At 75.0% G+C, this 26,001-nt stretch carries 26 protein-coding genes and 1 tRNA gene; 2 read left to right on the top strand and 25 right to left on the bottom strand.

The window, feature by feature from the left end:
• Positions 1 to 28 precede the first annotated feature (28 nt).
• Positions 29 to 89, bottom strand: a tRNA-Ser gene (locus K1J50_RS02120).
• Between the two features lie 201 nt (positions 90 to 290).
• Between K1J50_RS02120 and K1J50_RS02125 the strand changes: the two genes are divergently transcribed.
• Positions 291 to 1,154 (top strand): ArdC family protein, encoded by an 864-nt coding sequence (locus K1J50_RS02125; RefSeq protein ID WP_220115782.1) that lies wholly within the window; start codon positions 291 to 293, stop codon positions 1,152 to 1,154.
• On the opposite strand, the gene K1J50_RS02130 is transcribed toward K1J50_RS02125, so the two are convergent.
• The 24 genes from K1J50_RS02130 to K1J50_RS02245 form a co-directional block, all read right to left on the bottom strand.
• A complete protein-coding gene (locus K1J50_RS02130) occupies positions 1,151 to 1,378 on the bottom strand; it encodes a hypothetical protein (RefSeq protein ID WP_220115783.1) in 228 nt (75 codons plus the stop codon). The genes K1J50_RS02125 and K1J50_RS02130 overlap by 4 nt on opposite strands.
• Positions 1,375 to 1,872, bottom strand: coding sequence for a hypothetical protein (locus tag K1J50_RS02135; RefSeq protein WP_220115784.1), 498 nt, complete (start codon positions 1,870 to 1,872; stop codon positions 1,375 to 1,377). Before K1J50_RS02135 ends, K1J50_RS02130 begins: the two co-directional genes overlap by 4 nt.
• Positions 1,869 to 2,084 (bottom strand): hypothetical protein, encoded by a 216-nt coding sequence (locus K1J50_RS02140; protein ID WP_220115785.1) that lies wholly within the window; start codon positions 2,082 to 2,084, stop codon positions 1,869 to 1,871. The genes K1J50_RS02135 and K1J50_RS02140 overlap by 4 nt, the downstream gene beginning before the upstream one ends.
• Positions 2,081 to 2,689 carry a hypothetical protein gene (locus K1J50_RS02145; protein ID WP_220115786.1) on the bottom strand — a complete coding sequence of 203 codons (609 nt, stop codon included), beginning with the start codon at positions 2,687 to 2,689 and terminating at the stop codon, positions 2,081 to 2,083. The genes K1J50_RS02140 and K1J50_RS02145 overlap by 4 nt, the downstream gene beginning before the upstream one ends.
• Positions 2,686 to 3,012: a hypothetical protein gene (locus K1J50_RS02150; protein WP_220115787.1), complete on the bottom strand. Its 327-nt coding sequence runs from the start codon at positions 3,010 to 3,012 to the stop codon at positions 2,686 to 2,688. Before K1J50_RS02150 ends, K1J50_RS02145 begins: the two co-directional genes overlap by 4 nt.
• A 4-nt stretch (positions 3,013 to 3,016) precedes the next feature.
• Positions 3,017 to 3,190: a hypothetical protein gene (locus tag K1J50_RS02155; RefSeq protein WP_220115788.1), complete on the bottom strand. Its 174-nt coding sequence runs from the start codon at positions 3,188 to 3,190 to the stop codon at positions 3,017 to 3,019.
• A 67-nt stretch (positions 3,191 to 3,257) separates the two neighbouring features.
• A complete protein-coding gene (locus K1J50_RS02160; protein ID WP_220115789.1) occupies positions 3,258 to 5,585 on the bottom strand; it encodes a hydrolase in 2,328 nt (775 codons plus the stop codon).
• On the bottom strand, positions 5,582 to 10,276 hold the full coding sequence (locus K1J50_RS02165) for a hypothetical protein (protein WP_220115790.1): 4,695 nt from the start codon (positions 10,274 to 10,276) through the stop codon (positions 5,582 to 5,584). The genes K1J50_RS02160 and K1J50_RS02165 overlap by 4 nt, the downstream gene beginning before the upstream one ends.
• Positions 10,273 to 13,341, bottom strand: a complete 3,069-nt coding sequence (locus K1J50_RS02170) for a lytic transglycosylase domain-containing protein (RefSeq protein ID WP_220115791.1) — start codon at positions 13,339 to 13,341, stop codon at positions 10,273 to 10,275. The genes K1J50_RS02165 and K1J50_RS02170 overlap by 4 nt, the downstream gene beginning before the upstream one ends.
• Positions 13,341 to 13,955: a hypothetical protein gene (locus K1J50_RS02175; protein ID WP_220115792.1), complete on the bottom strand. Its 615-nt coding sequence runs from the start codon at positions 13,953 to 13,955 to the stop codon at positions 13,341 to 13,343. Before K1J50_RS02175 ends, K1J50_RS02170 begins: the two co-directional genes overlap by 1 nt.
• A complete protein-coding gene (locus K1J50_RS02180) occupies positions 13,952 to 15,889 on the bottom strand; it encodes a phage nozzle protein (protein ID WP_220115793.1) in 1,938 nt (645 codons plus the stop codon). The genes K1J50_RS02175 and K1J50_RS02180 overlap by 4 nt, the downstream gene beginning before the upstream one ends.
• Positions 15,890 to 15,898: 9 nt before the next feature.
• Complete coding sequence (locus K1J50_RS02185; protein ID WP_220115794.1) at positions 15,899 to 16,486, bottom strand: hypothetical protein; 588 nt, start codon at positions 16,484 to 16,486, stop codon at positions 15,899 to 15,901.
• Positions 16,487 to 16,611: 125 nt separating this feature from the next.
• Positions 16,612 to 16,890, bottom strand: a complete 279-nt coding sequence (locus K1J50_RS02190) for a hypothetical protein (RefSeq protein ID WP_220115795.1) — start codon at positions 16,888 to 16,890, stop codon at positions 16,612 to 16,614.
• Positions 16,891 to 16,903: 13 nt separating this feature from the next.
• On the bottom strand, positions 16,904 to 17,734 hold the full coding sequence (locus tag K1J50_RS02195) for a phage capsid protein (RefSeq protein ID WP_220115796.1): 831 nt from the start codon (positions 17,732 to 17,734) through the stop codon (positions 16,904 to 16,906).
• Positions 17,735 to 17,879: 145 nt separating this feature from the next.
• The gene (locus K1J50_RS02200) at positions 17,880 to 18,785 is read right to left on the bottom strand and encodes a hypothetical protein (protein WP_220115797.1); all 906 of its coding nucleotides are present in this window, start codon (positions 18,783 to 18,785) and stop codon (positions 17,880 to 17,882) included.
• A gap of 2 nt (positions 18,786 to 18,787) precedes the next feature.
• Complete coding sequence (locus K1J50_RS02205) at positions 18,788 to 19,018, bottom strand: hypothetical protein (protein WP_220115798.1); 231 nt, start codon at positions 19,016 to 19,018, stop codon at positions 18,788 to 18,790.
• A complete protein-coding gene (locus K1J50_RS02210; protein WP_220115799.1) occupies positions 19,015 to 20,574 on the bottom strand; it encodes a portal protein in 1,560 nt (519 codons plus the stop codon). Before K1J50_RS02210 ends, K1J50_RS02205 begins: the two co-directional genes overlap by 4 nt.
• Complete coding sequence (locus K1J50_RS02215; RefSeq protein ID WP_220115800.1) at positions 20,574 to 20,828, bottom strand: hypothetical protein; 255 nt, start codon at positions 20,826 to 20,828, stop codon at positions 20,574 to 20,576. The genes K1J50_RS02210 and K1J50_RS02215 overlap by 1 nt, the downstream gene beginning before the upstream one ends.
• Complete coding sequence (locus tag K1J50_RS02220) at positions 20,825 to 21,238, bottom strand: hypothetical protein (protein WP_220115801.1); 414 nt, start codon at positions 21,236 to 21,238, stop codon at positions 20,825 to 20,827. The genes K1J50_RS02215 and K1J50_RS02220 overlap by 4 nt, the downstream gene beginning before the upstream one ends.
• Positions 21,235 to 22,839 carry a DUF721 domain-containing protein gene (locus tag K1J50_RS02225; protein WP_220115802.1) on the bottom strand — a complete coding sequence of 535 codons (1,605 nt, stop codon included), beginning with the start codon at positions 22,837 to 22,839 and terminating at the stop codon, positions 21,235 to 21,237. Before K1J50_RS02225 ends, K1J50_RS02220 begins: the two co-directional genes overlap by 4 nt.
• Positions 22,839 to 23,072 (bottom strand): hypothetical protein, encoded by a 234-nt coding sequence (locus K1J50_RS02230; RefSeq protein ID WP_220115803.1) that lies wholly within the window; start codon positions 23,070 to 23,072, stop codon positions 22,839 to 22,841. The genes K1J50_RS02225 and K1J50_RS02230 overlap by 1 nt, the downstream gene beginning before the upstream one ends.
• On the bottom strand, positions 23,072 to 23,539 hold the full coding sequence (locus tag K1J50_RS02235) for a hypothetical protein (protein WP_220115804.1): 468 nt from the start codon (positions 23,537 to 23,539) through the stop codon (positions 23,072 to 23,074). Before K1J50_RS02235 ends, K1J50_RS02230 begins: the two co-directional genes overlap by 1 nt.
• The gene (locus tag K1J50_RS02240) at positions 23,536 to 23,892 is read right to left on the bottom strand and encodes a hypothetical protein (protein ID WP_220115805.1); all 357 of its coding nucleotides are present in this window, start codon (positions 23,890 to 23,892) and stop codon (positions 23,536 to 23,538) included. Before K1J50_RS02240 ends, K1J50_RS02235 begins: the two co-directional genes overlap by 4 nt.
• A 218-nt stretch (positions 23,893 to 24,110) precedes the next feature.
• Entirely contained in the window at positions 24,111 to 24,530 is a 420-nt protein-coding gene (locus tag K1J50_RS02245; protein WP_220115806.1) for a terminase small subunit, read from the bottom strand.
• A gap of 591 nt (positions 24,531 to 25,121) precedes the next feature.
• Here K1J50_RS02245 and K1J50_RS02250 point away from each other — a divergent pair.
• Entirely contained in the window at positions 25,122 to 25,718 is a 597-nt protein-coding gene (locus K1J50_RS02250; RefSeq protein WP_220115807.1) for a hypothetical protein, read from the top strand.
• Positions 25,719 to 26,001 lie beyond the last annotated feature (283 nt).

The following is a 26,001-nucleotide window of genomic DNA, read 5'->3' on the forward strand; positions in this document are numbered from 1 at the left end:
CCCCAGAGAGCAGGCCGCTGGCGGGCGATGCCGGGTGAGGGATTCGAACCCCCGACCTTCGGTTTACAAAACCGATTTCGGCCTCCTGCGCAATCGCAGGGACAGCCTGAAACCTAGCCTTTCCGCAGCCTTCCGCGCGCGGTCCTGCCGGCCAGGACGGCCGATCCGGCACCGAAGGCCGTAGCAAAACCCGTAGCAGAACGCGCGCCGTCCCGCCGCGCCGCCCCGCCGCCCGGTGCGGGCGGCGCGTCGCGCCGTCGCGCGCCCACCCCCAGACCAGGGAGACCCCGATGCGCCAGGAGACCCTTGAGCGCCTGACCACGCACGTCCTCGAGCTGCTCGCGACGGACGGCATCCAGGCCTTCGACCGCTTCGCCCGCATGGGCAGCCGGCCGCTCCGCTTCTCCACCGGGACCGCCTACCGGGGCGGCAACGCCATCGCCCTCTGGGCCACCGCGCAGCTGAAGGGCTACGGCTCCCCCTTCTGGCTGACCTACAAGCAGGCGCAGGAGGCGGGGGCGCATGTGCGCCGCGGCGAGAAGGGCACGCTGATCCTCTACGCCGACCGCTGGAAGCCGCAGGACGCCGACCCCGACGACCCGGCCCGGGTGTTCGTGCGCGCCTACACCGTGTTCAACGCCCACCAGGTCGAGGGCCTGGCCCCGAGCTACTACACCCCCCTCCGTCGGCCGGAGGGCTTCGACCCGATCCCCGAGGCCGAGGCCTTCGTGCGGGCCACCGGCGCCACGGTGAAGGAGGGCGCCGGCCGCGCCTGCTACATCCCCGCGCTGGACCGGATCGACATGCCCGACCGGCGGGCCTTCGCCGACGCCGAGGGCTTCTACGCCACGCTACTGCACGAGCTCGTCCACTGGACCGGCGCCGAGGCGCGGCTGAACCGGCCGATGAAGAACCGCTTCGGCGATCCGGACTACGCGCGCGAGGAGCTGGTAGCCGAGCTCGGCGCCGCGCTGCTCTGCTGCGATCTGAAGCTCAGCAAGGCGCCGCGCGAGGACCACGCCCACTACCTCGCGGGCTGGATGCGCGCGCTGAAGAAGGAGCCGATGGAGCTGTGGTCGGCGGCGCGGGCGGCCGAGACCGCCTGCGACCACCTCTGGGGCTATCAGCCCCGCGAGGAGAAGATGGCGGCCTAGCGGCCGCCACCCTTCTCGCGCAGGAAGATCCCGGCGGCGCCGAGCAGCACGAGCAGAGCGCCCGTCCAGCCGCCGGTCTGCGCCGCGGCGATCGTCTGCTGCACCACGTCGCCGGCCGCCACCACCTGCGGCTCGCCGAGGATCTGCCCGACCCCCGCCACGATCAGGCCCGCGCCGACCGCCGTGCTCGGCTCGCGCAGCCGCCCCTGGAACCAGTCCATCATGCAACCTCCTCTGCCGGCGCCAGCGCTCGCTCCGCCGCCGCCCATGCCTCGCCCCACCGCTCGGGGCGCGGACGTCCCGGCCGCCAGAGCCGCAGGTAGCAGTCCCAGGCCGGGCCCTCCGCGCGCGGCAGCGGCATCGGATCCGTCCACAGCAGCAGCCGCGCGAAGGCGCAGGCCAGCGCGTCGTTCTGTTCCAGCGCCGCCCACACCGTCTCCGACTCCGGCCGCACCAGCAGCGCCCCGCACACGAAGCGCGCCCGCTCGCGCGTGGCCGGGTGACGCAGCACGCCGGCGACGCCCCCTCCCCGCTCGAACTGCCAGAGCCCCATCGCGTGCGCGACCGGGATCTGGCGCCGGTGCCGCAGGTCCGTCTCCTGCTTGGCGACGGCGAGCAGCATCACCTCCGCCTCCGCCGAGTGCGGGATCCGGCAGGCCTGATCCATCCAGGCGAGCACCGGCCGCACCGTCAGCCGGAGCAGCAGTTCCGGCGTCATCCCCCCCGCGCCCTCCGCTTCCGCAGCCGCTCGACGTGCGGCACCAGGCGCTTCGCGAGCAGCGCCTTGGCGCGCGCGATGTCGAGCCCGCACACCCGGACCTCGGGGAAGAGCTCGGCCGCCAGCGTCCAGTGGCGGCCCGAGCGGCTGGCCCTCACCGTCAGCCGCTCCCCCAGCACCTCGATCGTGAGCGGCACCGTCTCCGCCGTCACGGCACCACCCGGAAGCCGAGCACCGGCAGGCCCTGCGAAGCGCCGGTGAGCTCGGTGAAGCTCGCCCCGGTCAGATCCGGCATGTCGCCGGCGAAGGCGTTGGCCACATAGACCCCGCTCATCTGGTTGGTGCCGCCATTCTGGATCGCGTTCGCCGCCGTGTCGGCGCCGCACCACCACGCCACCAGCATCGAGGTCCCGGGCACCGAGGTGCAGGTCGGCAGCGTCCCGGTGAACTTGCTCCCGGCGAAGTAGAGCCCGGGCTCGAGCCGCACCGGCGACACCGCCGCCTCCACCACCCCGGCCACCGCCGTGGACTGCGCCGCGTTCACCGCGGCGAGCGGCGCCCCGGTCGGCCGCCCCGCCCCATCGGCGCGCCAGAGGCCCATCTTCACCGAGGAGCCGGCGCCGGCGGTGATGACGCGCAGGAAGAGCCGGTCGATCGTCACCGGCGCCATGATCTCGGCCGGGTGCAGCAGCAGCCGGTCGGCCGCGTTCACCGCCCCCGTGGAGGTCACCGGCACCGCGCCGAAGGGGTAGTAGCGGCCCGGCTTGTAGCCGACCCCGGCCCACTGCCGCCACGCCGGACGCTGCAGCCCGATCACCGGCTGATCCTCCACGCCACCGTGCCGCTCGTGAACGAGGCGCAGCGCAGGCGGAACAGCACCCCGGGCTCCGGCTGCTCGCCGGTCCAGGCCCCCGGCGCCGCGACGCTGAACTCGGCGCCGTCGCGGGTCGTCGCCGGCACCGCCGTCACCCCGCCGTCGAAGCTGTATTCGCCGACCACCGTGGCGACGAAGGTGCCGGAAAGCACCACGTTGAAGGCGCTGCCGCCGACCTCCATCCAGGCGCCGGCCCCGGTGCCCGTGAAGCTGCCGGTCGCCACGCGCCGCGCGAGATCCGGCTGGCCGCTCGCGATCTTGCCCATCGCCTCAATCCCCGCTTCCGGGCAGGTGGCGCGGCAGCGCCCCGCCCAGGCGTTCGGTCAGCCGCTCGAGCAGCACGCGCACCTCCGCCAGCCGCGTGTCGAGCCGCCACACCAGGAAGGCCAGGATGCCGAGCACTCCGCCCTCCTGGATCAGCTTGAGCAGCCCCGTCTCTTCCATGCCGTTCCTCCGCCCCCGGCCCAGGGTCCCTCCCCTACAGGGGGTGGCCGGGGGCGGCCACGCACAGTCAGAGCCGCGGCTTCACCGCCCGGACGAACAGCGTGCCCGACCCGACCGTGATGGAGCCGCCGGAGACGTTGTGCGCCGTCACCCGCACCTGGTTGCTGCTCGCGGTCCCGCCGACCACGGCGTGGAACACCACGCCCCCGTTCTGGAAGCCGGCGTCCATCGCGAAGCCGGCCTGCACGAAGTCGCCCTGGCGCACCCCGGAGAGGGTCACGTCCTGCGTCGCCGTCGCCCCGGCCGCCAGCGGCGGCACGGTCCAGGCGAGCGAGGTCCCGAGCTCGCGCTTGCCCCACGCCCGCCCCGCCCCGAAGAGCAGCCGCGGCGCGTGCTCGGCCGGCGCGAACAGGCGCAGCGCCTTGAGGACCGCCGTGGCCGAGCCGCCGCGCACGCCGATCACCGCCCACTTCGCGTCGGCGTGCAGCGTCACCCGCTGCAGCCGGAGCAGCCCGTAGCCGCCGGTCAGGCTGTCGAGGTTCGAGTTGCCCTCCCACCAGTAGGAGGGCGCGCCCTGGAAGGTAATGCCCATGCCGGAGAGCAGCACGGTCTTGGTGCCGTCCAGCACGTTCTCGGCGGCGTCGAACTGCATCACCACGGGGCGCAGCTCGCTCCCCTCGGCGGCGATGAAGAATTCCTTGCAGAGAGAGCAGTCCACCACGAAGGCCAGCGCCCGGCTGGTCGGCAGCGTCACGTCGTCGGCGTTGAGCGTGAGCTGGTCGAGCGCCGGGAAGCAGAAGCCGCTCAGCGTCGAGGGCGGCCCGGCCGGGTTGCCCGAGAGCACCGCCAGCCGCTCGAACCCGATCTCGGTGGCCGACCAGCGGAACGCCGCGGCGCGCAGGTTCTCCACCGCCGCCACCAGCCGCGGCGTCGCCACCGCACCGACCGCCTGGTGCAGCGGCACCACCGCCCCGCCGGCGCGCGTCGCCCCGGCCGCATAGTCGATCGCGCAGCCGAGGAAGCCATAGGTGCCGACATAGGCGACCTCGTAGAAGGCGTCGCTGTAGCCCCCCGTGTGCCGCGCAACGAAGGGGCTGCACGCCTCCATCCGCACCGCGCGCGCCGTCAGCCCACGCCCGTCCACTTCGAGCAGGAAGGGGATCGCGTCCACCGTCCCCGGCGTGCCCTGGCGCTGCAGCTCGAAGTCTGGGCCGAAGAAGGCATGCGCGTTGTGCCGGTCGTAGGCGCCGGGGTTGGCCGAGAGCCGCACTCCGAAGCGCGACAGCGTCGGGTGGGTCGCCGACTGGTTCGAGAAGTGCCCGCCGATGTAGCGGTTGGCGTTGTTCCAGCTCGTTGCCTGCTCGGTGCGGATGTCGAGCCCGTAGCGGCAGTCCACGATCCGGCCAAGGACGAAGGTGCTGTCCTCCACCCCGAAGGTGCCGGCGCCGAGGGTGCGCACGCCGATGGTGAAGCCGTTGGCCTCGACGATCTCCACCAAGCCGGCGTCGAGGTTGCAGACCAGGACGCCGATCTCGGCCTCGTTCAGCCAGTCCGTGACGGCGGTGCGGACGACGCGGATGCCCCGTCCGACGAAGGAGCGGTTGCGCTGCGTCGTGCTGCCGATGGTCAGCGCCGGGGCGCCGCTCACCGAGGAGACGATGGAGCCGCGCATGATGAGCTCCGGCACCCCGACCGGGATGGTGACGGTGCCGGTGCAGCGGAAGGTGCCGATCAGCAGCAGCGGGCGGCCGGCCGACGCCGCATGGGCGGCGGCCGCGTTGAGGGCGAGGGTGTCGTCGCCCTGGCCGTCGCCGCGCGCCCCCCAGAACAGCGGGTTGACCGCATCGGCCATGATCGCGCCGAGGCTGCGCGCGGTGGTGGCGCCGCTCGCCGTCACCGTGTCGGCCGACTTGTCGAGCTGCGACAGCGCGATCGGGTTGCCGGCGGCATCGAAGCCGAGCACCTTGCTCGCCCGCTCCGACCAGGACGGCAGCGGGTCGGCCGTGGGGTCCCCATCCGGCAGGCGGAGGGTCTGATCGAGCCGACGCACATGGTCCTGCAGCGCCAGCCAGAAGCGGCTGATCTCGCGGTTCAGCGGCTTCACCGGGAAGGCGCCGGAGGTCGGGAACAGCACGTCCTGCTCGAGCGCCGTGTCGCGCTGGATCGTCACCCGCGCGTTGCTCACCGCCGCGGTGAGCCGCACCGTCGCCCCCTCGTAGAAGCCGTCCGTCAGCGTGCCGCCGACCACCTCGAACGTCGCCGCCGTCCCGTCCACGAACACCTGCAGGTCGGTGGTGTCGTCGAAGGGGAACGGCACCGGGAAGTCTGTCTGCGCGGTGGCGCCGACCGCATACTGGACGATGCTCGCGACGGTGGTGACGCGGAAGTTGCTCATCGGCGGGGGCCTCCCAGGAAGCCGGACAGCGCCGGCGCCGGCTCACGACCCGCCGGCTCGGGCTGCATCGCGGTCCCGGCCTCGCGCGCCAGGGCGCGGAAAAGCCAGTCCACGTAGATCAGGTTGTTGAACCAGAGCGTGCGGCGGAGCGCCCCGGCGACCTGGTTGCCGGTCGCCTCCGGATCGGTCAGCGCCCACACCGCCATGAGCCAGGGCGCGAGCGCCGGGCCGCCGATGGCGGCGGCCTGCTGCGCCCAGGACGGCTCGCGGGCGAAGGCCGGCGGGTCGAGGCCGAGCAGCGGCCGCAGCCCGGCGGCGTTGCCGCTCAGCATCTCGATCGCGGTGTTGAGGTCGCCGAGGATGCCGCTCGCGCCCGACCGCTCGATGGCGCTGAACAGCCGCTCCCAGGAGGCGAGCGGGTGCCTGTCGTGCTCCCCGCCCGCGGGGCCGGCGACCAGCCAGGCGATGGCGATGGAGGAGAGCACGCCCGCCAGCACGCGCGCGTCGCGCTGCTGCAGCCCGGCCATCAGCATCCGCTGCGTCGCCGCCACGGCGAAGCCCTTGTAGAGGAACAGCATCTGCCCGAGCGGGCGGCTGAGGAAGCCCGGCCGGTCGGCGGCGGTCGGGCGCATCACCGCGGCGTCCACCGCGGTCTTGAGGGCGGCGCGGAACTGCTCGCGCAGCTCCGCGTCGGCCCAGGCGTCAGTGTTGGCCAGCGCCAGCCGCCCGTGCCGCTCGGCGCCGGCCGCCCGCCATTCGGCGGCGATCCGGCGCGCCGTCCCCTCGCCGATGCCGTAGGCGGCAAGCCGCGCGATCTCGTCGGCCGACGCCTCGCCGTCCGCCACCTTCGCCGCGAGCTCGACCATCTCGCCCTGGATCAGCGCCCCGGCGAAGCGCTGCGCCCAGTTGGTCCAGGGCACCATGAGGTTGACGAACATCATGGTCTCGGCGCCGGACCGCGCCCACCGCTCGATCAGCGTGTGGTCGGCGCCGATGCTCGCCATGTCGTAGAAGGCCCGCGCCCGGCCGAGCGTCACGAGCTCGAGCGCGGCACCCGCCTTCGCCGCCTCGTCGCCGCCGCGGCGGAACGCCTCGGCCTGCCGTCCGAGGCTGTCCATCAGCCCGCCGAAGGCCTGGCGGAAGCCGACCGCCATCACGATCCGGCCGAGGTCGGCGATCTGCGCCTTCAGCCCACCGCCGAGCTGCGTCAGCACGGCGTTGTTGATGAGGAAGCGGATCGCCCGCACCGAGAGGGCGTCCGGATCCTCGGGGACGTGCAGCGTGCCGAGCACCTTGTCGCGCAGGTCGCGCGTCGCCTGGGTGACGGCGCGCGCCTCCTCGACCGTGCCGCGCCCGGCCGCCACCTCGCCCAGCATGGCGATCCGGTTGGCGGCGAGGCGGCCGAGCATGGAGGGGTCGCCGAACTTGCGGCTCATGGCGATCGCCGCCCCCATGCGGCGCGCATACTCGGCGCCGCCGGCGCGCTGGCTGAGGTCGAGGAAGTCGGCGATCAGCGCGGTCGGCAGGTCGATCGTGCGCTTGCGCGCGTGGCCGGGCCGGAAGCGGTCGCCCCACTCCCCCTGCGGCGCGTCGCCGCCGCCCACGATCTCGCGCACGAGGCGGTCAAGGCCGTCCTCGCCCTCCTCCCCACGCACCCCGGCGGCGCGCAGCGCGGCCTCCACCGCCCGCGTCACCGCCGGATCGGAGGAGCGCTCGACGCGCCGCCCGAGCGCCGAGGCGATCTCGATCCGCAGCCGCGAGGGCTCGACACGGGCCACCGCCTCGCGCACCGGCGCCGCCGCCTCGGCCGCGCGCTGGCCGGCCAGCTCGGGGTCCATGCCGCCGTCCACCAGGTGCCGGCGCAGCACGCGCTCGACGGTCGGGCCGATGCCCTCGCGCAGCAGGTGGGAGATCGCGACCTCGGCACGAATGCCGGAACTCGCCCAGGTGTGCCCGCTCTCCGCCTCCCACCAATCGGCGATGCGCCGGGCGAGCTCGTCGCGGCGGCGCCGCACCTCGCTGCGGATCCAGTTGTGCGGGACGTAGGGCTCGCCCTTGGGCCGCCGCTCGGCCAGCGCCTTCGCCCGCTCGCCCAGGTCCGCGAGCTGCGCCGCGAGGTCCTCGCGCAGGGCGAGCCACTCGGCGAGCACCGGGTCGGCGGCGGCCTTCTCGCGCGCCGCCGCGAGCCGGGCGTCGGCCGCGGCGCGCAGCGTCTCGACTTCCTCGCGCGCCTGCTTCACCGCCGCGGCCGCCTCGGCCATCTGGATCCGCCGCGCCGTGGTGCCCTCGCGGTTCAGCGCCTCGCGGCTCTGGTCGGCGAAGGCGCGGGCGGCGCGCAGCGCGTCCTCGGCCGCGGCGAGCCGCGCCTGCGCCGCCTCGGCCGCCTGGCGCTGCTCGGGCGTGATGCCGGCGCGGGCGTCGATCTCCCGCTCCACCTGCTCGAGCTGGCGCGTCGCCACGTCGCGCTCGCGACGCAGCGCCGCCTCGGCCGCCTCGCGGTGGCGCGGCGAGAGCAGCACGCCGGCCTCGGCGCCCTCGCGCTCGAAGGGCTCGTAGAAGTGCTCGCGCCAGAACCGCGCCGCCTCCACCACCTGCGGGATGCGGTGCTCGCCGGTCGCCACCGCGAGCCCCACCGCCCGGTCGAACTCGGCGAAGGACAGCACCCCCTCGGGGCGCCCCGTCAGGCCCTCGCGCAGCTCCTCGAAGCGGGCGCGCCCCGGCGTCGCCCTGGCCGGGTCCCAGCCGCGGTAGGCGTAGTAGAGCTCGGCCTGCCGGCGCTCGGCGGCGGCGTAGCGCCAGGCCGCCTGCGCCGCCCGCGCCTCGACGCTCGCCGTGTCGGTGGCGTGGCCCACGGCGTTGCCGCGCAGGCGAAGGCCCGGGATCTGCACGATCTGGTCGGCCAGCCGCGCCAGCATGTTGCCGACCTCGCCGACGAAGCGGTTGTTCTTCAGCCGGTAGTAGGGCAGCTCGGCCATGCGCGCCCGCTCGGCGCCGGTGCCGGTGGCGGCGAGGCGGTCGCCGCCCTCGGGCGCCGGCGGCCCCTCGATCCGTCCCATGCCCGGAGGCGGTGGCTGGTCGTCGTTGGCGCCGGCGAGCAGCAGGCGCTCGGCGAGCGGCGCGTCGTCGCCGGTCGCCTGCCGCGCCAGGTCCTCATGCGCGCGGGCGGTCGCCGCGCCTTCCGCCTCGTCGGCGCGCCGGATCGCCGCCTCCGCCCGCTCGGCCAGCGCCTCGGCCTCGTCGAGCAGGATCCGGCGCGCCGGGTCGGCCTCGTCCATCGCCGCGATGCGCGCCGCGAGGCGGAGGAACGCATCGTGCAGCTCGTCAGCCTCATGCCGCAGGCGCTCGGCGGCCTGGAACAGCTCGGGCAGCGGCGTGCGCCGCAGTTCGGCCGCGCGCGCCATGTCCTCCGGGTCCCGGCTGCGGGCGAGCGCGCGCCACGCCGCGGCCTGCGGGCCGCCGAGCAGGCGCAGGCGCTGCTCGCTGGCCACTCCCCAGGCATCGGCCGGATCGAGGTCGTTGGCGGCGAGCGTGCCGCGCGCGAGGTCGTCCACCTGGCGCGGCACGAGCCGGCCCGCCGCGTCGAGCCGCGCCCAGCCGGCGCCGGGGAGATTGACCTCAAGGCCCGCCGCCGGCGGCGCGGTCCGCTCGGGCGGCGGCGCGGCGCGGCTCTCGCTGACGCGCACCACCTCGTAGTCGCCGACGCGCGCGCCGGGCGCGGCCGGGTAGCGCCGCCCCTCGGCGTCCACCAGAAGATCGCCCTCGCGACGCAGGACGCGGACGGCGACCTCCCGATCCGTCTCCACGTGGCGCAGCGTCAGCCAGGTCTCGGCCTCGGCGGGCGGCGCCGACGCGCGGGCCGCGCCCTCCGGGGTGTCGGCCGCGGCGGCGGCGCCGGATCGTCCGGCCGGTGAAATTTCACCGGCGGCAGCCGAAACCCGCGCCGCATCGGCCCCGGCGGGGGATGCGCCGGCCGGCGAAATTTCACCCTCGGCCGCGCGCGGCCGTGCGCCGGGCGTGCGCAGCCCGTCCGCCAGGTCGTGCGCGAGGGCGTGGCGCCACGCCGCGGCGTCCAGGGACCGTGCGCTCACCAGCCCGGCGGCGCCGCCGAGCGCCGCGCCGAGCAGCGCCGACAGCGCCACCTCCGTCCCGAGGTCGCCCTGCAGCCCGGTCGGCAGACCGGGGCGCGCCAGCACGTTCTCGGCCGCCGCCATGCCGCCGGTGAGCGCCGCCGTGCGCCCCGCCGCCTGCGCCGCCCGCCCGAGCCGCGTCGTCGCCGAGAGCCCGCCGATGCCGAGCGGCAGCGTCAGCAGGTTCTCAGGGGTGAGCATCCCGGCGAGGAACTGGCCGAGGAAGCCCGCCCCTTCCAGCTCGCGCGCCCGCTCGCGCAGCGCGTCCACCCGCCGCTTGAGGAAGGCCGTCTCCTCCGGGCTGCGGCTGTCGCGGAACAGGTGCAGGCTGTCCTCGTAGCCGCGCAGCTCGGCCGGATCGGCATAGGGGTTGTAGCCCGCGACCGGCGGCGGCGCCCAGGCGCCGAAGGCCTCGAGCCGCTGCCGGTATTCCTCGGCGGTGCGCGCGAGGAAGCTCTGCTGCATCCAGCCGGCGACGAAGTTGCGCAGGCCGCTGTTCGTCTCCGCGGCCGGCAGGCGGAAGGGGCGCGAGCCCGGCGCCCACTCGGGGAGGGTCTCGCTCATGGCCGCAGGCTGTCGAGGTGCGGGGCGGACGGGTTGGGCACCGAGCCGGGCCAGGGCTCGTTCGGCGCCGCGGCGTCGCGCCGCTCGCGCGCCACCCCCTCCTCACCGGCGCGGCGCTGCAGCCAGCGCAGCCGGTGGCGCCACGCCTCGGCCTCGAGCGGGATCAGCACCGGGGCGCCGGTGCGCACGCCGTCCGGCCCCATCATGCCGAGATAGTTCCGCACGCCGGGCGCGACCGGGCCCCAGAGCTCGTAGAGCCGCGCCACCACCACCCGCCTGCCGCCGCGGCCGTCCTCCACCTCGACCCGCTCGAAGCGGTCGGTCGGGCGGAGGAAGGCGCTGCCGCCGAGCACCCAGTTGGCCCGCTCCTCATCGGAGAGCCCCTGTCGGCGCAGCACGTCCTGCACCAGCTCCTCCTGCCAGCGCGCGCCGACCTCGCCGCCCCGCCCGTAGGGCGCGACGTGCTGCTCGGGCGGGTGCCGCACCCATTGCGGCGCCCCGAAGAGCCGCGCCCTGAGGCCGGACGGCATCCCCTGCGCCCCGCCCGGCGGCAGGCCGTATCGCGACAGGCCCCACTCGCCGCTCGCCGTGATCTCGCGGAGCGCCTGCCGCGCCGCCCGCTGGCGGTCGGGGACGTTCGCCATGAGCATCAGGATCTTGCCGTTGAGCTCGGCTTCCATCGCGGGCGGCAGGGTCGTCGGCCCGCCGGCCTCGGACAGCGCGCCCTCGACCAGTCGGCGCAGCTCCCTGCGCTGCTCGTCCGGCGTCGCCCCGAGCCGGGCCATCATCTCCTCGGCGAGCGCCGGGTCGCCGCGCGCGATGCGCCGGGAGGCCTCGATGAGCGGCTGCACCCGCTGCTCGAAGCCCTCCTCGGGGATCGACCGCAGCTGCTCGGCCACCCCCTCGAAGGCCCTGCGGCTCTTCTCGTCCAGCTGCGCGTGATAGACGCGCCGCGCCTGCGGGTCGGCCTCGAGCGCCTGGTGGATGGCCGCCGCCGCGGCGTAGGTGCGCGGGTCGCGGCTTTCGAGCGCGCCGAGCATGAAGCCCACCACCTGCTCGGGCAGCACGCCGGCGCGCGCCGCCTGCACGATCCGCGCCTGCGCCCCCGGGTCGGTGAAGGGCGCCTGCGCCTCGCCGCGGATCCAATCCAGCGCGATCGCCTGATACTCGCGGTTGTTCTCGACCTGCGGCCCCTGCTGGTCGCCCGGCCGCATCGCCTCGGCGAAGCGTTGCCACCGCTCGGCCTGCTGCTGCTGCAGGCGCAGCGCCTGCGCGCGGTCGCGGGTAAAGGTCTCGAGGATGTCCACCTGCGCCGCGAGGGGGAGGCCCTGGATGCGCCGCAGCACCTCCGCCACCTCGCCCGCCGGCTGCGCGTCGGGCGTGACGCCGAGCGCGGCCAGCGCCCGCTCGCGGCGGAACTGCATCACCGCCTCGGCCGCGGCCCGCCCCTCGGCGGCGCGGTCGGCCTGCTCGCTCCGGCGGGCGACGTCCGCGCCCCAATCGGCGCCGATGACCCGACCGATCTCGTGCAGCTCGCGCTCGATCTGGCTGCGCCGCGCGACCAGCGCCGGCGGCAGTGTGCCGTCCGGCCGGCGCTGGCGCTCCATCTCCGCGAGCTCCATGGCGCGGTCGGCCATGACCCGCGAGGCGGCGAGCCGCGTGCGCTGCTCGCGCCAGGTGATCTCCTGGCGCTGCTCGCGCACCAACGCGTCGCCGAAGGCGGCGAGCTGCTGGCGCTCCTGCGGCGTCAGCCCGTTCCACTCCTCGCGCCAGCCGGGCGCGCCGGGGCCGGCGCGCAGCGCCTCGACGATGCGCCCGGCCTCCACCGTGTCGGCCGCGCCGCCCGGCCCGCTGCCCGCCCCGGGGAGCAGGTTGGCGAGGTAGCGCCGCGTCTCCTCCGGCAGCGGCCGGCCCGTCCGCAGGTGCTCGTCCACCCGGCCGGGCCCGGCGTTGTAGGCGGCGAGCGCGAGGCGGAGGTCGCCGCCGTAGTGATCGAGCAGCGCGCGCAGGTAGCGCGCGCCCCAGGGGATCGCCTTCGCCGGGTCGCTGCGGTCCTCCGGCCGCAGCGGCGGCAGGCCGAAGCCCGGGTCGCGCGCCGTCGCCGCCATGATCTGCGCCGCCCCGACCGCCCCGGCCCGGCTCACCGCGTTCGGGTCGCCGCCGCTCTCGAGCCCGAACACCTCGCGCAGCAGCCGCTCGGGCAGGCCGGTCTCGGCCGACGCCGCGGCGACGATCGGGCGCCAGCCCTCCGGCAGCCGGGCGCCGAACCGCTCCGGCCCGTCGCCGAGCAGCGCCGCGCCGGCGCCGCCGCGCAGCTCGCGCTGCAGCCGCGCCTGCAGCGGCGCCACCACCAGCAGCCGGCGCTCGATCTCGGCCGCCTCGCCACGGTCCCAGACCCCGCCCGTGTCCTGCGCGATCTTGGCCCGGAGCGACGCCAGCACCGGCGCCGGGTCGCGCCCCTGCAGGATGAGGTCGAAGGCCTCGCCGCCGAGCCGCCCCAACGCCTGCTCGGAGAGGCGGCGCGCCTCCTGCCGGTCGCGCGCCGCGCGCTGGCCGAGCAGGTTGCCGTAGTGCTGGCCGATCAGCCGGCCGATCCCCTCGCCCACCGGCAGGCGCAGCTCGGGCGGCAGCGCCGAGAGCGTGCCCTGCCGCCACCGCTCCGCCGCCTGCCGGAAGGCCTCGGGGTCGTCCGCGTGCTGCTGGCGGAGCCGCTGGATCTCGCCCTGGCTGTCGAGCAGGAATTCGGAGGCGTAGCGGCTGGTCAGGACCTCGCGCCGGCGCCGCTCGGCGATGCGTTCGAAGGGGCGGCGCGAGAGGTCGGGGACCACGATGCGCCCCTCGGCGTCGCGCTCGATCGGCTCGGAGGCGCCGGCCGCCTCGCCGCTCGCGATCGCCTCCTGGGTGCGCTCGCGCTCGAGCAGCGAGGCGAGCGGGTCCAGCACCCCGGCGACGTCGAAGGCCTGGGCCGTGGCGCGGCGCGCCACCTCGCCGGTGCGGCCGAGATCCACCACCCCCGCCCCTTGCGGGAGGACGGTGCGCTCCTCGCGCGGCAGGCTGCCGCTCATCAGACCGGCCCCCGGGCGCGGCCGGTCAGCGGCTCGATCATCGCCACCTGTTCGTCGGTCAGGCCGCGGTAGAGGCTCTGGCGGTTGTCGGGGGCGCCGCCGCCGCCCTCAGGGGCCGAAACCGGCCAGGTCTGATAGACCGAGAGGCCGGCGCCGAGCAGCGTGGCGGCCGGGCGGATCCAGGCGGTGCGCCCCATCGCCGCGAAGGAGTCGTGCTCGAGCACGGCGGCGCGGTCGGAGAGGAGGAGCTGGCGTTGCCGCGCCGCGCCGAGCAGGCGGATGGCGGAGATGTCGCCCATCACCTGCCGCTCGTTCTCGCCTTCCAGGGTGGCGATGGTGCCCGAGCCGTAGGGGTCGAGGCCGAAGGCGGCGGCGGTGGCGCGCAGGCTGCTCTCGGTCAGGCCGGCGCGGCGCTGCCGCTCCACCTCCTGCTGCCGCGCCTGCACCGCCACGGTGTCGCGCTCGATGGCGAGCTGCTCGCGCCTGAGCGCCGCCATCTGGCGGCCGATCGAGGCCTGCGCCCGCGCGTTGGAATACTGGGCGCCGGCCTGCAGCGCGGCGACGCCGAGGGAAGCCGCGGCCATCCCCGCGGACAGGGCGAAGCTCCAGGTCATAGGGGCACCACCACCACACGCTTGAGGGCCAGCACGCCGACCGGCATCGGCACGTCGCGGTCGATCCGCCGCGTCAGCGCCGCCGGCTCGTTGGGGCGGGCGAAGCCGAGATGGCGGGTCATCCACCAGCCGTCGCGCGCCGGCGGCGCCGCGCCCACCGTGAAGCCGTCGCTGAGCAGCGTCAGGCTGGTCCCGCCGACGCGGGCCGAGCGGGCGCGGTAGAGCCGCAGGTGCGTCTCGAGCACCCGCTGCGTGCGCTGGGCCAGCGTGCCGTCGGGGAGGTCGATCACCGGCGGCAGCGGGTCTATCCACCAGTCGAAGGCGAGGCCGAGCTCGACCGTGAGCCCGTCGTCGAGCCCGCCCTGCTCGTCGAGCTGGCGCGGCAGCGTCACCGCGCCGTCGCCCCCCGCCACCGCGCCGCCGAGGTAGTCGTCGCCGATCCGCCCGTGCACCTCGAAGCCCGCGAGGTGCGGCGCCGCGAGGGAGGGCGTCACGTCCTCCACCGTGGCGTCGAAGGCGAGCGCCGGATCGAAGCGTTCCAGCCGCACCGTGCCGTTGCGCTGCACGGCGACGAACACCGCATCGCCGGCGACGCCGACCGCCCGGAAGGCGCCCTGCGTCGTCCACTCGCACCAGGCGCCGATCTTCTGCTCGCGGATCGAGTGGAACAGGGCGATGCGCCCGGCGGCGTTGACGAAGAAGGCATACTGCTCGGGCCGGTCCTGCGCGCCGGGCAGGTAGGCGGCATCCACGATCTCGCCGATCAGGTCGGTCGCGGGCAGGCTCACCGGGTCGGCGGTGAGGTTGTCGGCCTCGGCGGTGTAGGCGAGGTCGCGCACCGCCCGCCCCCGCCCCTGCACGAACAGCACCCCGCCGTCGAAGGCGCCGGGCCGCACGTCGCCGGTGCCGAAGGGGGCAACGTGGCGGATGCGCGCCGTGGTCGGGGTGATCGGGCGCGTCTCCTGCTCGGGGACGAAGAACACCCCGGCCTCGGTGAAGAAGGTGAGCTGCGGGCCGGAGACGGCGTGGGCGATGGTCCGCACCCGGGTCGCGCCGAGCGCCATCGCGATCGCGTCGGCGTCGGCCGCGGTGCCGAGGTCGAAGTTCCAATACTGGCCGACGCGGCTCATCCAGATCGCATCGCCCGCGTCGCGCGAGCCGCCGAACACCAGCCGCTGCTGATGCAGGCAGACCGAGCGCGGCCAGCCGCGCACCGCCGAGAAGGCCGCCTCCTCCCACAGCGTCGTCGCCTTGCCGTCCGGGGGCGCGGCGCCGCCGTCCCAGGTCACGGCGCATTGGGTGGCGCTGTTGACCGCGCCGATGGTGCCGTGCCGGTAGCGGCTGGCGTCCACGTCCCAGACCCGGAGCGCGGTGCCGGCGTGCCCGGCGGCGAGCCAGCCGGCCGAGAAGTTCAGCACCCCGCCGGCGGCGTTCCAGGTGGCGGTGATCGCGCTCGCCGCGTAGCGGAAGAACGGCGTGCCGCGCGGCCCGTCGAAGGCCAGGGTCTCGAGCGACCAGGTGTCGGCGCCGGTGCGGCGGATGATCCGCGGCGCGAGGTCGGGATGCACCACCCACATCAGGTCGCCGCCCTGGGCGAAGCGCAGGCCGCGGAGCTGGCCGGCGGTCCACGGGCAGCCGGTGAGGGCGCCGGCCGCGGCGCCGTCCGCGGCGTAGTAGAACCGCACCTCGCCCGGCAGGAAGGCGGCAATGTAGGACTGGTCGAGGCTGAAGGCGAACTGCTCGAGCACCGGGGCGGTCGGCAGCTCGGCCAGGTGCCGGGTGCCCCAGCGCGACACCACCCCGCCGGTGGCGAGGGGGAGGCAGTTGAGGAGCGCCGCGGCACCGTGGCGGTAGAGCGCGGTCTCCTGCCGGGCGCGCGCCGCCTCGTCCAAGGTGCCGGCGACGAAGCTGGTCTGGGAGATGTGGGTCTTCACCGGCCGGCCTCAGCGGCGGCGCAGCGCCTCGAAGCGGCCGAGCGGGATGCGGCGCGCCGGGCGCTCGGAGGCGTTCTGGTGGCGGGCGATCGCCAGCTCGCGCGCGGCGAGCTGCAGCATCGCCCCCTGCAGCTTCGGGTCGTCGCGGATCGGCACCGCGAACTCGGCGGCGAGGCGATAGACCACCGCCTGGCGGAAGGCCGGGGTCCAGCGCAGCTCGTCCACCCGGGCGTGGTATTCGAGCGCGACCGTCTGCGACGCCTCGGCGTCCAGCCAGATCGCCGTCTCGGCCGGCTCCCAGCCCGGCGCCACCGTGCCATCGACGAAGGGGGCGACGATGCGCAGGCAGTCGGTCGGCAGGGCGTAGGCGGCGGAGTAGCCGGACGCCTCCGCCGGCGGGTCGGCGAGGCGGGCCAGCGTCTCGATGCGGCGGTTGAAGCGCCAGGGGTGCGAGGCGAGGAGGAGGTCGGCGATCGGCTGGTAGCGGGCGTTCGCCACCACCTGCGCGGCGGAGGCGCCCTCGAAGGTCTCGATCGGGCTCTCGCCGATCAGCACCAGGGCGTCGGAGCAGAGGCGGAGGGCGTCGGCCTGGGCCATGGCCGCGCTATGGGGCCGGAGTGCGCCCACGCGCCACGCACAGACAGAAAGCGGGCGGGGCGCGCATCACGCCCCGCCCGAGTTTGCAAGGGGAGCCGGACTTGCCCCGCCCGGCAGGGGAACGCTCAGACCGTGGTGATCTGGGCGATGCTGACGCTACTCGCCGAGCTCGCGGTGACGATGTAGGCGCGGAGCTGCGGCGTGCCGCCGAGGTCGAGCGCGGCGAGGATGATGTCGCCGGGGTTCAGCCGCTGGTAGAGCGCGCTGAAGTAGCCGGCGCCGCTGACCGTGGCGTGCGTGTCGTCCGAGGTGTAGAGGTGCAGCTTGCGCCGCGCGCCGGCCTGGCCGTTCGGCCGGGTGGCGCCGATCGAGAGCACCGTCAGGCTGTTGGGGGTGAGCGCCATGGTGCGGCCCTCCTCAGTTCGCGTAGCGCCGGGCGATGACGCCGAGGCTCTCGATGAGGGCGGCGCCCATGCGCATCTTCCCCATCATGAAGGTGGCGTCGTAGTCGGGCAGGCGGGCGACCTCGCTGGTGATCTCCTGGCCGACCGCGACCGCCGCCGCCGAGGCGTTCCACCACAGGTTCAGCTTCGAGCCCGAGATGTGGGTCGGCAGGCGCGAGAACGGCGCGTAGGCGAAGCCGAACCACATCTTCGGGCGCTGGCCCTCGACCGTGAGCTGCGGGTCGCCGCCGTAGTCGGCGTGGATGAAGGTGTTGAGCGACAGGGCGTCGTTCCACGCCTTCCAGGTGATGAGGGCGTGCATCTGCCCGCCGGCGATCGCCTCGTTCTGGCCGAAGGTCTGCAGCACCGAGCGCGGCACCGCGTCCGAGGTCCAGGCGTCGTCGGTGGCGAGGTTGTTCGCCGCGTTGGTGGTGGTGGCGAGCGCCGCGAGGGCGATGTCGTCCTCGGTGCGGGCGAGCGACATGCTGATGGCGCGCTGCACCGCGGCCTTCTCGTCCACGTTGGTCTTGAGCTCGTCGAGGCTGTCGATCATGTCCGCGCCGTAGTAGTCGGCGAGGTCGCACTGCACCCGGTCGCGCACGATGTCGAGCAGCGGCACCTTGCCGTTGCGGCTCTTCGGCTGCGCCGCCGGGGCGAGGCCGATCTTCGGGAAGTGCGTGCGGGTGCCGACCACGCCGGTCTTGCGGCGGAGCCGGCCGCGCATCGCACCGCCCTGGTTCTGGAAGGCCTCGAACAGCTCGGCCTCGAACTGCTGGATGAAGATTGCGTCGGAGGTCTGCGACATGGGGATCTCCGCCGGAGGCGGGATGAGCCGTGGCTTGTCCCCCGTTCGCCGGCCGCGGCTTGTCCCTGAGCGGGGGCCGGGCGGCGCGCGGCGGGGCCGGAGGCGCGTCTAGCGCCTCGCGGCCCGCCGGTTCCACGCACAGAGGTCAGATGCTCGGGCGGTGGAGCGTGCGCGGGATCTGCCCGCCCGCCTTGAGGAACTCATAGACCGCCCGGCGCATCGGCTCGCCCTTCTCCGGATGGTTGTAGTCGGGGTGGCGCATCAGCTCGCGCGCCTTCTCCCCGGTCATCTGCCCCTCGCCCCCGCCGGGCAGGCCGGCCGGGAGCCCGCCGGCCGCGCCCCCCGTGGCCTTGCGCATCAGGCTCTCCATGGCGAGCACGAAGGGCGCGCTGGTCGCCGCGCCCATCAGCGCCCGATACTGCTCCTCGGGGAGCTGGCGGGCGAGCCACATGTCCACCGCGGCGATGCGCTCCTCCGCCCCCTCGCCGATCTTCTGCCGCTCGGCCTCGAGGTCCGGCGCCTGCGCCACCTGCCAGCGCACGAAGGCGCCGATCAGGCGCCGCCACTGCTCGGGCTTCGCACCGAGCTCGTGCAGCACCTTGCGCGCCTCGCCGAGCAGCGGGTCGTCGGCCGGCGGCTGCTGCACCTCGAAGCCCTCCGGCACCAGCTCCTTCGGGATCTCGAAGCTGTAGCCCTCCGGGGTCTCGGGCACGCCGGCCCGCAGCTCCTTCAGGACCTCGGCCTTGAGCGTCTCGTTCTTCTGGCTGAACCGCCCCTGCAGCTCGCGGTAGCTGTTCGCCAGCGCATCCACGCGGATGCCCTTCCGCTCCGGGTCGTAGAAGGTCTCGGGCAGCCAGTCGGGCCGCTCCGGCGCCGCATGGAGCCAGTCCGGCGCGGCCGGCGCCCGGGTCCCATTCGGATCGCCCCCGCGATCCGAATGGGGGCCCGCCGCCGCCTCCGGCGCGGCCGCCGGTTCACCACCCCCGCCGCCCCCCGCAGGCGGATCGGCGGTTTCGTGCACGAAGGGGAAGCGCCAAGGGAAGGGGTGCATGGTCAGGTCGGTTCCTTCTGCTGCATCCGCCGCCGGTGCCGCTCGGCGCGGGCCATGACCGCGAGGAAGCGCTCACGGTCGCCCTGCAGCATCAGCAGGCGGTTCGGGTCCACGGGGCCGGGCGGGAGCACGGAGCGCAGCGCCTCGCGCTCCCACCACAGCCGCAAGGGCGCCAGGTCCTCGGCCGTCATCAGCTCGAAGCAGGCGCGGTCGATCCGCTCCTCGGGCGTCATGCGGCGCGCGCCCCGAGCGCGGCGAGCAGCGGCGCCATCGCCGCCGCCTCCGCGCCGCCCTGCCCGGCCTGGGCGAGCAGCTGCCCGGCCGCCTGCGCGTTCTGGCTGATCTCCTCGGACGAGAACGGCAGGTTGGCCGGAATGTCGAGCCGGTCGGCGGTGATCCGCATGTAGCGCTCGGCCGGCACCAGCGTCTGCACCGCCGCCGGGCCGTAGAGCTGCGCGATCGCCCCGAGCCACTCGTTGATCCGCGCCACCTCCTCGGTGCGCGCCGAGCGCACCAGGGTCGAGGCCGGGGCGATCCGCACCCGCCGCCCGTCCACCTCCGGCATGACGATCCGCCCCTGCTCGGTCAGCACCCGCAGGATGCGCAGCAGCAGCGGCACCACCACCTCGTGCCACACCCGCCCGTAGGCGGGGCCGATCTGGCGCGCCAGCTCCTGCATCCGCTGGCGGATCTCCAGCGCGGTCGGCGGGGTGTCGGCGGTGCGCGGCGTGATCGTCTCGTTGAACAGCGCCTTGCGGATCGCGTGCCGCTGCTCCTCCAAGACGATCTGGCCGATGTCGAGCCGGGTGCTCGGCAGGGTGAGCGGCTGCAGCCCCCGGCTCCCCGGCGCGATCGGGATGATGGCACCGGGGGCGAGCTGCACGCTCCACGGGTTCAGCACCCCGTCGTCCTCGGCCTGCCACATCCCGGAGAGCGCCATCTCGCCGTGCGCCAGGATCAGCCGCACCGCCTCGTTCACCACCTCGATCGCGGGCAGCGCCTGCATCCCCTGGCCGACCCCGTAGAGCTCGCCGGCCGCCTTGCTCCACCGCCCGAAGACGTAGCAGCAGCTCCCGCGCCCGGTCTCCACCTTGGCGACCAGCAGGTGCTTGCCCTCGACATGCACCTGGCGCAGCCAGCGTTCAGTCGGGCTGTCGAGGTCCCGGATCCAGCTATCGATCACCGCCACGTTGTCGGCGCCGCCAACCCCGCCGAGGTCGCGCGGCAGCTCGGCGTTCGGATACTGCGCCCGCACCACGTAGCCCGGCACCCGGTAGCGCACGTGGATGTCGGCGATGGTGCCGTCCGGCCCAGGCGTCACCCAGGCATCGGCCAGCGGGATCGCCTGGAAACGCAGCGGCTGCGCCCAGTCGCCCGGCACCACCTTGAGGCAGACGTTGCCGAACCCCGCGAGGTCCTTGAAGCCGTCGAACACCTCGGGGGCGAAATTGCTCCGGCTGAGCTGCAGGAACAGCTCCGCCTGCACCTCGGCCACGCCAGCGCGCACCGGGTCGGGCAGGCCGGGGTCGGTGTCGAAGCGCGCCCACTCCACCCCGTCCGGCACGATGCCGCCAACCAGCCGGCCGGCGAACTCCTCGATGCCGACCATGCCGGTCTCGTCATAGACGCTCGCCGTGTTCTGCCCGTGCCGCGGCGCGAGCCCCCCGGTGAAGGGGGTGCGGTAGGGCATGGCGACGTCGATCAGGCGCTGCCACCGCCCCTCCCAGGGCTGGCGGAGGCGCTGCGCGAGCTCGAAGCTCGCGCGCACCTGGCGCGATGGCTCCGCCATCAGGCCGCCCCCAGGTCGCCGCCGCGGCGGAAGCCCTGCCAGTCGCCCGAGAGCAGCGAGCGCGCGCCGACGCGGTTGGCCGCGCGCAGCTGCTCCTCGCGCTCGCGCTCGGCCGCCAGCCGCGCCTCCTCCTCGGCCGCCAGCCGCCGCTGCCGCTCAAGCTCGGCGCGCTGCTCCTGCTGCGCCTGCAGCTCCTCCTGCGACGGCGCCGGCATCCGCGGCGCCTTGATCCCGAACATCCGCCTCATGCTCATGCCGGCACCCCTCCGCGACCAGGCCGACGAAGCGGGAAGGCGCCGCGCCGGCGCAACGCACAGCGCAGACGCCAGGGCGTGCACCAGGGCGGCACCCGCACCCCCACCGTGTCCGCCACCAGCGTCACGCAGTCGAGCAGGTGCGGCCAGGCCAGGCGCCACCGGCGCGGCTCGCCCGCCACGCCGGCGTCGAACACCAGCACCTCATGCGCCGCCACGCTCGCCCGCCTCACCAGGTCGGGGCCGCAGACGCCGAGGATGATCCGCTCCGGCGTCCACTCGGCCCACAGCCACAGCCCGCGCCAGAGCCGCCGCGACGCCCAGACATGGGCGTAGCCGGGCCGCAGCAGCCGCTGCCACCACCCCGTCGCCGGCTCTGCCGCGGCGAGGAAGCCGATCCGCCACCTCACGGTCGCGGCTCCGCCCCCCGCCACCCGCGCAGGCGGCCCGACAGGCGCGCCATCGCCAGCGGGTCCACCCGGGTCCGCCCGTTCGGCGTCCCCGGCCCGCGCGCCGCCGCCCGCCGCTGCTCCTCCGCGCCGCGCACGCCGCGCCGGTCGAGCCCCAGCACCAGATACTCGGCCGCCTCGCAGATGTGCGAGTAGATGTTCTTCTCCACCTCCTCGGCGTAGCGGTCCAGCGTCCCCTCGACCTGGATGCGCCGGTAGCGGAAGCCCCCCGCCAGCCCGCTGATCAGCGTCGGGCACCCCCTCGGGCAGAAGATCGCCGCCGGCGCCCCGTCCACCATCCGCGTCAGCCGCCGCTCGAGCGCGGCCCGCCGCTCGTCCGGGTCGTTGGTCCAGGCCCTGACCAGCGGCAGCCCCTCCTTGCGCGCGTGCGTGAAGGCGGTGCTGTCGTCGCCGCCCGTGCGGTTGCCGCCCGAAGGATCCCCCCACCCCCGCAGATGCTCGGCCCAGCCGGGGTATTCGGCGTTGAGCGCCGGCACGACGTGGTTGCGGACGAACATCTCCACCGAGATGTTCTGGCCGATCCACTCGCGCACGAAGCGGAGCTGCCCGCCCACCTCCTGCGCCAGCACGGTCGCCGGGTTGCGCGCGAAGTCCATGCCGATCAGGCAGCTCCGCGCCTGCGGGTCCCAGCCGATGGGGCGCGGCGCCACATGCGTCTCGCGGTGGAACTGAGGATGCACCGGCCGCGCCGCCTGGCCCTTGCGCACCTCGACACAGATGAGGTTCAGCACCTCGTCCACCGTCGAGCCGGAGAGCTGCGCCCGGTAGTAGCCGGGCCGGAGGTTCTGCAGGTTCTCGGCCGCCGGGTTGTCGTCGAAGCGCACCACCCGGCCGCGCTCGTCGCGCACCGGGAACAGCCCCGGCGGCTGCACGAAGATCGTCACCCCCTCGGGCCGCGCCATGAGCTGGCGCGTCATCGGGTCCATCCAGTCCGGCGGCTCGCTCCACCCGGCCCAGAGCGCGAGGTAGTGCAGGTCGTCCTCGGGCGCGTTGGTGTCGAAGATCACCCCGGCCCAGCCCGGCTTCGCCCCCGAGCGCAGCGAGGGGTAGCGGCCGCAGCGGCGCCTGAGCCCGATCAGGATCTCGCGCGGCACCTCGCGCGCCTCGTTCACCCAGGCGCCCGTCACCTCCATCGAGAGCAGGTTGCGCACCTGCTCCGGCCGGTCCAGCGGGATGAACCACAGCTCCAACTCGATCCGCGCCTCCGGCAGCCGGATCATGTAGCTGTAGGGCGGCGACCAGTTGAACCGGCCGAACACGCTCTCCGGGAACCAGTCGAGCACGCTCGGGATGGTCGTCGTCTCCAACATCGGGTTGGTGTTGCGCACCACCACCCAGCGCGAGCGCCGCCAGCCGTCCGCCCCCGGCGGCTGCTCGGTCGCGTGCAGGAACATCCGCATGATGCAGGAGCCGGTCTTGCCGGAGCCGATCGGCCCGACGATGCCGTCAATCGGCAGCTCCTCGCCCGCCGCCGCCGGCCGGTGCCGCAGGAAGTCGCGCGCCACCGGGCCGGGCGGCCGGTAGTGTAGCGCGAAGCCCATCAGCGTTCCCGGTGCAGGCGGTGCAGCAGGTCGGTCATGCCGCCGGACAGGCGGAAGAAATGCCCGTCCCGATGCCCGGCATAGCCGGCCTCCACCGATCCATCGGCGCGCACGAGCACGACGGCCATGGCCCGGCAATCGCCGCGGCGCAGCCTGGCGATGGTGCCGGCCACCATGCCCGCGACCTCGCGCGAGGGACCGCCGGCGATCACGCGCAGGGGGCGGCGGCGCATCAGAAGCCCTCCGGGCCGAGCCCGTTCACCGCCCGCCGCAGCAGCTCCTCGCGCTTCGGCGGATCGAGCGAGGCGATGAAGCGGTCCATCGCCAGGTCGCTCTGCGAGGGGTCGGCGAGCAGCCGCCAGCGCACCCAGTCGCGCGCCGCCTTCGCCGTCGCCAGCGGCACCTCGCGCCACCAGTAATCCGACGCAAGCCCGTCCTGCGGCGGGGCGACCGGGTCCACATAGGGCCGGTCGCGCAGCGCCTCGGCCAGCCGCCGCACCACCGGATGCACCCGCGCCGCCGAACACACCAGCCGCACCAACCGATGCCCATTGCCGAGATGCACCGCGTAACTGTCACCCGCCCCCACCTGGCAGATGGTCAGCGAGAGGCTCTGCCCCGCGATCTCGCAGGCCTCGCGGCGCAGCTCCTCGATGCTGATCTCCGCGCCGTCCCACACCCCCTCGCGGAGCACCGTCACGACACCTCCCCCGGCGCCCCCTCCGCCCCCCGCTCGGCGGGCGGCGCCTTCGGGGCCGCCGGCTTCGGGCGCGCCGCGGGACGCCTCTGCACCTTCTTCGCCACCTTCGCCACGACGGGCTTCGCGACGGGCTTCGGCGGCGGCGGCGGCGACGGCGCGGCCTCGGCCATCACCGGCGCCGACACCACCCGCCCCGGCACCACAGCCACCACGGCCTCAAGCCGCCCGAGCGCACGCTCAAGCTCATCCAGGTCCGTGGCCGCAGCCAGATTGTGGTGAAACCCCCGCTCCACCAGGTCCCGCAGCCGCGCCCGCAGCGCCTCATACCGCTCGATCCGCGCGAAGTCGGCCATCCACGCCACCCCTCTCCCAGCAAGACCAGAACACCCCTGGCCCATCCAGGCAAAGCAGCGCCACGCACAGCAAGCGGCTGTAGGCGGCCAACATATCGGCGGGGGTCCTCTCCCCCGCGCGCGCCCGGATTTTCCGGGGGGCCTTCGCGGATCAGCACCCCCGGTGTCGGATGCGGAGGCGGACGAATGCAGATCAGGCGGGGCGGAGCAGGACCGGCTCAGTCCCCCAGGTCAATGCGGATCGAGACCTGACCCGCGACCAGGTGCTGGTGCTTGTCGGGCGGCTTGAAGCCCGCTCGGTCGAGGAGATCCGCAGCGGCCTGCTGCCTGACATACCCGCTCGGGTGCTCGAGCAGCTTCACCATCGTCCGCAAGGCCTGCGGGGCAGAGGCGCCAACGGCCTGTAGCGTCAGGCGGTGGATAGCATCCAGCACTTCCGGCTTCCGGAGCAGGCGATACCCCACGGCGTGGGCGGAGGAGCTTGCGTAGCCGGCGGCGAGGGCGGCGCGGGTGGCGTTGCCGTCGCCGTGCTGGACGTAGCAGCGGACGAAGGCCGACTGCATGGGGGTGAGGCCGGGGAGGCAGGGGAGATCCTCCGTCTCCTCCGGTGGGGAGTGTGGGATGAGGTCGGTGCTCATGGCCGCGCGCGCGTGGAGTGGGACGGTAGGACGCCGCTCCTGTCAACGCACATGGCCGATCGAGGCGAGGAGGAAGGAAGCGGGAGCTGCCCGAGGCACGGGCCGGACCTGGTGGCGCATCGCGCCCGGCCTGCGCCGGCATCCCCGCACCCTCTCACCCGGCGTCGGCGCAGGCGTCCGCTCCGCGCCCGCCCGGCAACGGGCCTGATGCTTGCCTGAGCCGGTCCACCCGGTCGAGGCGTTGGTCCTCGCCGTGCTCGCCATGCTCGCTGCGCTGCGCGTGGCTGCGCGCGGCTCCGGTCCCGCTGCGCGGCCTCGACCGGGCGGCGTGCGGCTCAGGCTGCGCGGCCCCACGCCGGGCGGGCTTACGCGGAGCGGATGCCCCCCGGCGAGCCGGCGGGTGAGCGTCGAGGGAATGCCTACGTGGCTGGGCGCGCCGAAACACCCCAGGTCCGGCCCCTCCCTCTCCTCGGGAACCCCCTGAGGAGAGGGAGGCAATGCGAAGAGGGAGATCAACTCCCCGAAGAAGCGGCCCCGTCCGGTGCTGGAACACCGAGCGGGGCCTGACCCGAACCAGATGGAGAACGCATCATGGCTCAGGCTGCCACGAAGAAGTCACCGAAGGTTGCTCCGGTCAAGACCTTCGCGCCCGGCGTCCGCACGCCGGACACGCTGGAGCGCGCGGCGCTCCTCTGCCCCGCCTGGTCGCCCATGCGGGCGCAGTCCTACGCCACCGTGGCCGGCGTCGAGGCGCCGGGCGACGGCCACGCCGATCTCGTCACCGAGCGGACGCACAGCGCCCTGCACGCGCTGGCGGACGCGGCCGGCGAGGACGGCGCGCGCTTCCTGCTCGGCCGCGTGGTGGCGGCGATCGTCGCCGACGCCTGCAAGACCGGCCAGCTCTACAGCGATGCGGTGAGCGACGCGCGCGCCATCACCGCCCAGATCGCCAGCATGTCGGAGGGCGACCGCGACGCGATCTGGGGCCTTGCCTCGGCCCAGGAGCGGGCGCGCGAGAAGGCCGCCCGGTTCGGCCTGCGCGCCATGACCGCGCGCGTGATGGCCGAGGCCGCGGCCACCGCCTACCTGAACATCGTCGGCGAGGACTGGAAGCCCTACTCGGGCGCAGCTCGCCCCGTCGCCACCTCGGCGGAGGCCGCCGCCGCTGCGATGGCGATCTTCGACTGACCGACCGAGAGGGGATCGGGGCCCAGGCCCCGGTCCCCTTCGTCGTTGCGCCGGATCCGGCGCCGGCCTGGCGCCGCTTCCACCCCCCCTCCCAGCGCGACCAGGGGGGCTTCGCCCCCCTGGACCCCCCAGAAACGGGCGCCAGCCTGAGGAGAATGCCGTCCCTCATGCGGCACCCGGATCACGCCAGGCCGTGACGCGCAGGCGCACGGCCAGGCTGGTCGCATTGGCGGGCGGCGGTGGCGCACAGCAGCTCGGCGGCGCCGCGAAAAGGGGAAGGGCG

The organism is Caldovatus aquaticus (genome assembly GCF_019458025.1).
GTDB lineage: Bacteria > Pseudomonadota > Alphaproteobacteria > Acetobacterales > Acetobacteraceae > Caldovatus > Caldovatus aquaticus.

Coding starts and splice junctions, on each gene's coding strand:
- K1J50_RS02200 (WP_220115797.1), bottom strand. CDS start 18,785: ATGCACCCCTTCCCTTGGCGCTTCCCCTTCGTGCACGAAACCGCCGAT.
- K1J50_RS02230 (WP_220115803.1), bottom strand. CDS start 23,072: ATGCGCCGCCGCCCCCTGCGCGTGATCGCCGGCGGTCCCTCGCGCGAG.
- K1J50_RS02240 (WP_220115805.1), bottom strand. CDS start 23,892: ATGGCCGACTTCGCGCGGATCGAGCGGTATGAGGCGCTGCGGGCGCGG.
- K1J50_RS02160 (WP_220115789.1), bottom strand. CDS start 5,585: ATGAGCAACTTCCGCGTCACCACCGTCGCGAGCATCGTCCAGTATGCG.
- K1J50_RS02205 (WP_220115798.1), bottom strand. CDS start 19,018: ATGACGCCCGAGGAGCGGATCGACCGCGCCTGCTTCGAGCTGATGACG.
- K1J50_RS02250 (WP_220115807.1), top strand. CDS start 25,122: ATGGCTCAGGCTGCCACGAAGAAGTCACCGAAGGTTGCTCCGGTCAAG.
- K1J50_RS02245 (WP_220115806.1), bottom strand. CDS start 24,530: ATGAGCACCGACCTCATCCCACACTCCCCACCGGAGGAGACGGAGGAT.
- K1J50_RS02225 (WP_220115802.1), bottom strand. CDS start 22,839: ATGGGCTTCGCGCTACACTACCGGCCGCCCGGCCCGGTGGCGCGCGAC.
- K1J50_RS02165 (WP_220115790.1), bottom strand. CDS start 10,276: ATGAGCGAGACCCTCCCCGAGTGGGCGCCGGGCTCGCGCCCCTTCCGC.
- K1J50_RS02135 (WP_220115784.1), bottom strand. CDS start 1,872: ATGACGCCGGAACTGCTGCTCCGGCTGACGGTGCGGCCGGTGCTCGCC.
- K1J50_RS02130 (WP_220115783.1), bottom strand. CDS start 1,378: ATGATGGACTGGTTCCAGGGGCGGCTGCGCGAGCCGAGCACGGCGGTC.
- K1J50_RS02185 (WP_220115794.1), bottom strand. CDS start 16,486: ATGGCCCAGGCCGACGCCCTCCGCCTCTGCTCCGACGCCCTGGTGCTG.
- K1J50_RS02195 (WP_220115796.1), bottom strand. CDS start 17,734: ATGTCGCAGACCTCCGACGCAATCTTCATCCAGCAGTTCGAGGCCGAG.
- K1J50_RS02125 (WP_220115782.1), top strand. CDS start 291: ATGCGCCAGGAGACCCTTGAGCGCCTGACCACGCACGTCCTCGAGCTG.
- K1J50_RS02215 (WP_220115800.1), bottom strand. CDS start 20,828: ATGAGCATGAGGCGGATGTTCGGGATCAAGGCGCCGCGGATGCCGGCG.
- K1J50_RS02175 (WP_220115792.1), bottom strand. CDS start 13,955: ATGACCTGGAGCTTCGCCCTGTCCGCGGGGATGGCCGCGGCTTCCCTC.
- K1J50_RS02190 (WP_220115795.1), bottom strand. CDS start 16,890: ATGGCGCTCACCCCCAACAGCCTGACGGTGCTCTCGATCGGCGCCACC.
- K1J50_RS02155 (WP_220115788.1), bottom strand. CDS start 3,190: ATGGAAGAGACGGGGCTGCTCAAGCTGATCCAGGAGGGCGGAGTGCTC.
- K1J50_RS02210 (WP_220115799.1), bottom strand. CDS start 20,574: ATGGCGGAGCCATCGCGCCAGGTGCGCGCGAGCTTCGAGCTCGCGCAG.
- K1J50_RS02150 (WP_220115787.1), bottom strand. CDS start 3,012: ATGGGCAAGATCGCGAGCGGCCAGCCGGATCTCGCGCGGCGCGTGGCG.
- K1J50_RS02170 (WP_220115791.1), bottom strand. CDS start 13,341: ATGAGCGGCAGCCTGCCGCGCGAGGAGCGCACCGTCCTCCCGCAAGGG.